We start from the raw sequence: 5,606 nt of genomic DNA on the forward strand, positions 1-5,606 counted from the left end.
TCGCGAGATTCTTGCGGCTCCACGCGTCCCACACTTGCCGCCCGAACTCCAAAATGCCGAGGTCAGGCGGGCGTTTTTCCAGCGTGGCCCTTTGCAGCGCGGCCATGCTCTGGTTGGCCGTGCCACCGACGAAGGCGGCCAGCGGCGCACGCTTGAAGATGTCCACGATCACCGGCGTCTGCCGGTCTTGGTAATGGAAAGCGAGCTTCCACTTGAAGGCCTCGCCCAAGGTGTCCAGCGCCTCGATACCGTCGAGATCGCCTTGGGCAGCAAGGTCGGCCACCTGCATGATGGCTGCACGCACCGTTTCGAAAGCCGCCTCGGCGCTCGCGCCGAGCGATGAATACCAGCCATGGGTGTCGGAGTAGCTCAGCTTGGCGTCGGACTTTTTGTCCTCGGTATCTTTGCGTGAGAACACGCCGAACTTGAACGAGGAACCGCCCCAGATGCTGCCCATCTCATCCAGGCGGGATTCGATCCAGTAGGTGAAGCTCTCCTTCGAGCCGGCCTGGGTGTACTCGTCCAGCGTCATCGTGGCCAGGCGGGTGCGCGGCCACGTAGCGAGGAACTCGTCCCAAAGGGCGTACTGCCGCTGGAAGTTGCTCATGGCCGGGACTCCTCCGCGGGGCTGAACAGGGCCGCTTCGAAGGCGGCCCAGGCGGATTGGCGCAGGGCGGCGGCTTCGGCGCTTTTCGCCTGAGCCGCCTGCATCTGTGTATTCAGGTCTGTCAGAAGTGCCTGTTGACGATTCACCGGAATTGCTGGAACCGGCAGACTGGCCACCTCCTTGCTGTTGATGGACGCCAAGTTGGTGGTTCGTTTGGCTTTGCTGCGGAAGTATGCTTGCCCATGACTGCTGTTGATGACAGCCAGCACGTACTCGGGCAACAAATGGCTGCGATCAACGCGTACACGAAGCACGTGGTTCTGATGCACACAGTCCGCAATTTCGCCGCGCCAAATGGCGCCGCGTCCCACCAAGTCCGGGCTGTTGCCTTCGCACAGGAGCACGTCGCCGACCTCCAGGCGAAGCTTCTGCATGTCGGTGTCGGGCACGTTGATGTACTTGATCTCGCGTAGATCAAGCACCCCACGCTGCACGTTGGCGACTCGCAGGTACGGACGAGCATGCATCCCCGGCCTGTTCGCTGGCGATTTCTGGATGCCATAGCTGACTTTGGCCATCTGACCTAGAGGTGTCAGTGTGACGCTCCCGGCTGCGATGGGCGATTGGGTTTGTGCGCGCAATATTCCCTCGTGACTCCACCGCTCCACATCCTTGAACCGCGCGACGAACACCGGTCGATCCGGCAGCGGCGGAGGCGGCGAAACGCCGAGCGCCGCTTCAAACGCCTGCCAGGCAGCTCGCTCGATGGCTTCGGCCTCTTGCTCCAAGACGGCGGCGCGGGCCAGCGCGTCGGTGTAAGCGGCAACAAGGGCGTCCTGTTCGTCGAGCGTGGGGATTGGAATGCGTAGTGCCTCGAACTGCGCCGGGCGAATTCGAGCCTTGGTCGTATTGCCTGAACGCAGCCGACTCACCCGCTTCTGAAATGCGGAGGTGCGAATGACCAAGCGCAGATATTCCGCGCGAACCTTGCCGTGATCGACAGCATAGACGGGATACTCGGCACTTACCGCCAGATGATCGAGCGAGTCTGGCACAACGCAAAGCGAGCCTTGCGCAACGCGAATCTTCGAGATGACGAGATCGCCCGGCAATGCTTCGAACAATGGTCCCTTGTACCCTCGCTTTTCTTCCTCACCTCGGATATGTAGCTCGCCTCCGAAGCTGATCTTTGCGATGACATTCAGGGCGTCTAGCGGGCGTGCCTCGCGGTTGATGGCCTGAATCTTCCGGGCGATAAAGTCACTCAGCGGGTGTTCTTGGTAGGTGCCAGCGTGTTTGGCTTCTTCATCCTCGATCCAGCGCTCAATCTCCCTCCACCGCCGGATCACGCAGCGGAGGGCGCCGGAAAATTTGGCGTAGCCTCCGGCTGCGCGCCGCTGGCAAGCCAGACTTCAAACTCGCGATAGGCCTGCAGAACGTTCGGCAAATCGTTTGCCACACCCTCGCCGGTCTCGCCCGTGGAGGTGATGCCGACCGCCTTGGGCGCCGCCACGAAGACGGGGTAGTCGAACAGCTCGCGCACGCGGGCCCAAAGCGCCGCGGTGTGGGCCTCGTCGATGGTCTTGTACTTCGCCTTCAGCTCCGACAGCAGGGCGTCGCTGCGCTTTTGCGCGGAGGCCAGTGCGGCGCTGGCCTGCTTCTTCAGTTCGGTTGCGGTCTTCTTGTGCGCCTTGTCGGCCTCGCCCGTCCAGGCCGGCCTGCTCTGCACGGTGGGTCTGGCCTGCCGTGGATAGGCAGGTGCCTCGCCGTGCTGCCAAGGCAGGAGCGTGCGTTGCACGCCCAGGGCGGCCAGTTCGTCGAGCAGACGTTTTACCTCGGCATCTTCCCCGCAGAGAATGCGCGGAGCATAGGCGGCGTGGGCTTCGTTGCGCTGCTGGTCGAAGCGGGCATCCAGCTCCGCATGTGCTTGCGCCCAGGCCGCTTCCCACTGCTCGGTTTCCGCGTCCGTAAACTTGCGCAGGAACACCAGCGAGGCTTTGACCGTGGCATTGCTGGAGCGGAAGGTTTCTTCCGGCAGGCTGACCACAGCCAGCAGCTTGGCCCGGCCCTCGGCCCAGCGGCGCAGCCAGGCCAGGGACGGGTTGTTGAGGTTGCCGTCTGGTAGCACGATGCCCATGCGCCCGCCGGGCTTGAGCAGGTTGAGGCAACGCTCGACAAAGATCAATTCGGTAGGGCGGTTGTTTTTGCCCTTGCCGATCTCGAACAGGTCGAGGATGGGCAGCCCTTTCCTTCCATGTTTATCGGCTTGAGTGGCCGCGTTCAGCAACCGTTCATGGCTTTGCCGCCACGGATCGCCATAGCGTTTTTCACAACGTTCGATGTATTCCTTGTTGGTTGGCACGCGGGTTTCGTCGCTGCCGCCGACCTTTTGGTCGCTGCCGACGTTGGAGCCGAACGGCGGATTGGTAAGCACCAGGTCGAACCGCCCACCGAAGATGCCGTTGATGTCGAGCAGGCCGTCGTGATAGTGGATGCCGCCGTGCCCGTCGCCGTGCATGATCATGTTCATCTTGGCAGTACGGGCCGCGCGCGGCTCGGCGTCGGTGCCGTAGATGCACTGCCAGGCCAGTCGGCCGACACGGGTGTCGATGGGCTTGTTGTCGTCGCCGCTGGGCAGCAGCTCTTGGTTGAGGCGTGCGAAGGCTGCCTCGATCTGGCGTTCCTCCTCGTCTTGCGGCAGGCCGAGGGCTTCGATACGGGCTCGCTCGGCGTCTTTCTGTCGCTGGATGTCGGCCACGATCTGCGCGCGCACGTGCTCGAACGCGCGAATGAGAAACCCGCCCGATCCGGCAGCGGGGTCACAGATGAGTTCGCCTTCCTTGGGGTTGAGCAGGTCGACCATGAATTCCACCACCGGACGCGGGGTGAAGAACTGGCCCAGCTCCCCACGGAAGGTGGTGCCTAGGAACTTCTCGAACGCAAGGCCCTTGATGTCGTCGCCGGTCTTGGAGAGATCGAAACGCTCAAGCTGCTTGACGATGCGCCGGAAAGTCGCTTCCGAGATGTCGAGCTTATCGGTGTCGGTGAACAGATCGTCGGCGCGGTAGTACGCTTTTGTCTGGTCGAACAGCCCGTCATGCACGGCAGGGTCGGTGGGCAAACGCACCTGGGCGCGTTTGTCGAGATACTCGGTGGTGAAGGTGCCGTGCAGCCCGGAGCGCTCGACGTACATCTTGATGAAGAGGATCTTCGAGATGGTGTCGAAGGCCCGACCAGGGTCCATCTTGTGCACGTCGCGCAGGATGCTGTGGCAGACGAACAGCAGGTCCTGGAATTCCTTGCGGTTGAAGGCGCGCAGGCTGTCCAGCACCTCCTTCAGGCGCTTGGCGTCACCCCAGTCGGTCGCTTTGGGGATTTCGTTGATGGCAACGAACTCGCCGGGGGTACGCGCCACCAGTTTGAACACGGCCGTGTGGCGCTGGTTGGTGGCGATGAAGATCTCGCAGCCCGACGCCACGGTGTAGGACGCCGCCTGGTAGTAGTCCTTCTCCTGAATCTCGATGGTGTCGGTCTTGCATTCGACGACGAGCACCGGAAAACGCTTGTTGACTCGATCATCGGCAGATTGCCAGACAACGATATCGGCGCGCGGGCTGCGATGACCGTGCTGGGTCCGCTGCTCCTGATCCATCTGGTCGAGCGAATAGCCGTAGTGCTCGACCAACGTGCGAATGAAGCGCTGGCGAACGATCTCCTCCGGCTTGGCGCTGATATCGCGCCACTCCTTGCGCAGGGGAATCCACAGCCAGTGGCCTTCTTGGTGGAGCGCGTCCGGTTGACTTGGAAACGGCAAGCTGGGGGTGTAGGTGGGTTTTTTGATCTTGGCCATACGCGTTGCTTCGCTCATTCCCGCGGTTGTTTCTCTTCATCCGCGCCCCCGGCGCGCACCCAGTCGTCCACTTCGGAGAGCTTGAACTTCCACAGCCGCCCGACACGGTGCGCCGGCAGCCCCCGGTGTTCCCGCCAGCGATAGACGGTGTCCTTGGCCACGCCCAAGTGCTGGGCGACCTGCTCGACGGAAACCCATGGTTCGGTGGTCATGGCGTGCACGCTTGCCAACTGGAAGCGCCTCAAGTGGATGAAACCGGATGAAAGTCTATCAGCGGAATGATGCCCTCCCAAGCTTGGCTTCTACCCTCCACAGCGCGTCAATCGCATCGTCGCGATCCCCTGGAGATGCCGATGGAAACTTGCCCCAAGCTCACCCCGACCCAGGCCTTGCTGCTGCGTGCCGCCGCCCGCCGCGCCGATGGGCACGTGATCCCGCCCGACACCCTGCGTGGCGGCGCGCGGGTCAAGGCGATGACCGCGTTGATGCGGCGAGAGTGGATCGAGGCCAGTGACGGCGGCTTCGTGCTGACCGATGCTGGCTATGCCGTGGTCGGGCGCCAGCGGCCCGTGCCGGCGGAGGATGGCCAGCCGGTCAACGCGTCTGACGCCCCCCAACTTCTGGAGCGCATCCCGCTTCGCCCCGGCAGCAAGCTCGCCGCGTTGGTGGTGGCGCTGGGCCGCCCACAGGGGGCCAGCTGCCTGCAACTGATGCTGGCCACCGGCTGGCAGCCCCATTCGGTGCGCGGGGCGATTTCCGCCTTGCGCCGTCGCCTGGGCTTGAACGTGGTGCTGACGCGCAACGCCGCCGGCGAGCGGGTGTACCGCATCGGCTGACGGTTGGCCGCGCCGCAGCGGGCCGGAATTCAGTTCCGACCCTTGGGGTACGCACGACATGCGTACCCTGGCCGTCCTTCCGACCGATGGCGTTGGCGGCGGCGCCAAGGTGCAAACCGCAAACCCTGCAAACCAAGGTTTGCACCCTGCCGGTGGCGAAGCGCCGCGCTCGCGCCCCCCCGTATGGGAACTTCGCCAGGAAGGACCCCTTTCGCCTGGCGCAGCCGATGGGGTCACGAAACGTGAGGGCGCCCCTGTTCGAGTCGGCTGCAACGATGGTGAATGATCGTCACCATCATCACGACCGTCACCG

The 5,606-nt window shown here is 63.5% G+C and carries 4 protein-coding genes and 1 pseudogene; 1 reads left to right on the plus strand and 4 read right to left on the minus strand.

Features of this window, described 5'->3' with window-relative positions:
• The 4 genes and pseudogenes from ACK42S_RS15215 to ACK42S_RS15230 form a co-directional block, all read right to left on the minus strand.
• Window positions 1-607: pseudogene (locus ACK42S_RS15215) on the minus strand (hypothetical protein); the annotation flags it as partial.
• Window positions 604-1,956 carry a hypothetical protein gene (locus ACK42S_RS15220; protein WP_409709381.1) on the minus strand — a complete coding sequence of 451 codons (1,353 nt, stop codon included), beginning with the start codon at window positions 1,954-1,956 and terminating at the stop codon, window positions 604-606. The pseudogene ACK42S_RS15215 and the gene ACK42S_RS15220, both read right to left, overlap by 4 nt.
• Window positions 1,953-4,457 (minus strand): N-6 DNA methylase, encoded by a 2,505-nt coding sequence (locus ACK42S_RS15225; RefSeq protein WP_409709384.1) that lies wholly within the window; start codon window positions 4,455-4,457, stop codon window positions 1,953-1,955. Before ACK42S_RS15225 ends, ACK42S_RS15220 begins: the two co-directional genes overlap by 4 nt.
• Before the next feature lie 14 nt (window positions 4,458-4,471).
• Window positions 4,472-4,669, minus strand: coding sequence for a helix-turn-helix domain-containing protein (locus ACK42S_RS15230; RefSeq protein WP_409709387.1), 198 nt, complete (start codon window positions 4,667-4,669; stop codon window positions 4,472-4,474).
• Window positions 4,670-4,810: 141 nt separating this feature from the next.
• On the opposite strand from ACK42S_RS15230, the gene ACK42S_RS15235 reads away from it, so the two are divergent.
• A complete protein-coding gene (locus ACK42S_RS15235; protein WP_409709390.1) occupies window positions 4,811-5,293 on the plus strand; it encodes a DUF3489 domain-containing protein in 483 nt (160 codons plus the stop codon).
• Window positions 5,294-5,606: the final 313 nt, after the last annotated feature.

It is taken from the genome of Caldimonas sp. (assembly GCF_046289365.1).
GTDB lineage: Bacteria > Pseudomonadota > Gammaproteobacteria > Burkholderiales > Burkholderiaceae_C > Caldimonas.